This window comes from Bacteroides sp. AF39-16AC (genome assembly GCF_003602735.1).
GTDB lineage: Bacteria > Bacteroidota > Bacteroidia > Bacteroidales > Bacteroidaceae > Bacteroides > Bacteroides uniformis.
On the sequence record NZ_QTLN01000079.1, the window covers coordinates 1 to 1,003 of the forward strand.

At 41.9% G+C, this 1,003-nt stretch carries 1 protein-coding gene; it reads left to right on the forward strand.

Annotated features, from left to right (window positions below):
- Window positions 1–137: 137 nt before the first annotated feature.
- On the forward strand, window positions 138–1,003 hold an 866-nt coding region (locus tag DW039_RS20775; RefSeq protein ID WP_118196889.1), incomplete at its 3' end, for an IS1380-like element IS613 family transposase.

A 1,003-nucleotide genomic window follows, 5' to 3' on the forward strand; every position in this document is an offset into this window, starting at 1 on the left:
CCTTAATTCCGCAACACTATTATAAAATATTTTTTTTAAGTACCTGAGCAACAAAAAGTTGCTCAGGATTTTGCCATGTCAGAGGATTCACTTAACTTAGTGTTGCAAAAAAATAATCAAACAAAACCTCATCAGGCATGGCAAAAATACAAATAAAATCCGAGAAGCTCACTCCTTTTGGAGGAATATTTTCAATCATGGAGCAATTTGACTCCACATTGTCATCTGTAATCGACTCGACACTCGGTCTAAGGTGTAGCTCGTTCGGTTATCAGTACAGTGAAATCGTCCGTTCCCTCATGAGTATCTACTTCTGTGGTGGCTCATGCATTGAGGATGTCACTACTCATTTGATGAACCATCTCTCGCTCCATCCGACACTTCGTACTTGTAGTTCTGATACTATCCTCAGAGCGATAAAGGAACTGACGCAAGGAAACATCTCATACACATCAGATACGGGTAAGAACTACGATTTCAACACGGCTGACACACTCAATACCTTACTGCTCAATTGTATGTTTGCATCCGGCCAACTGAAAGAGGGCGAGATGTATGATGTTGATTTCGACCATCAGTTCATAGAGACTGAGAAGTATGATGCAAAGCCTACATACAAGAAGTTCCTTGGTTATCGCCCTGGCGTGGCGGTTATTGACGACTTGATTGTTGGCATTGAGAATAGCGATGGTAACACCAACGTTCGTTTTCATCAGAAGGACACGCTGAAGAGATTCTTTGAGAGATTTGAGCAGAACGGACTTACAATCAATCGTTTCAGAGCTGATTGTGGATCATGTTCCGAGGAAATCGTGGAGGAAATAGAGAAACACAGCAAATCCTTCTATATCCGCGCAAACCGCTGCAGTTCGCTCTACAATGACATCTTTGCTCTTAGAGGCTGGAAGACTGAGGAAATCAATGGCATTGAGTTCGAATTGAACTCTATTCTTGTTGAGAAGTGGAAGGGTAAAGCATACCGACTTGTGATTCAAAGACAGAA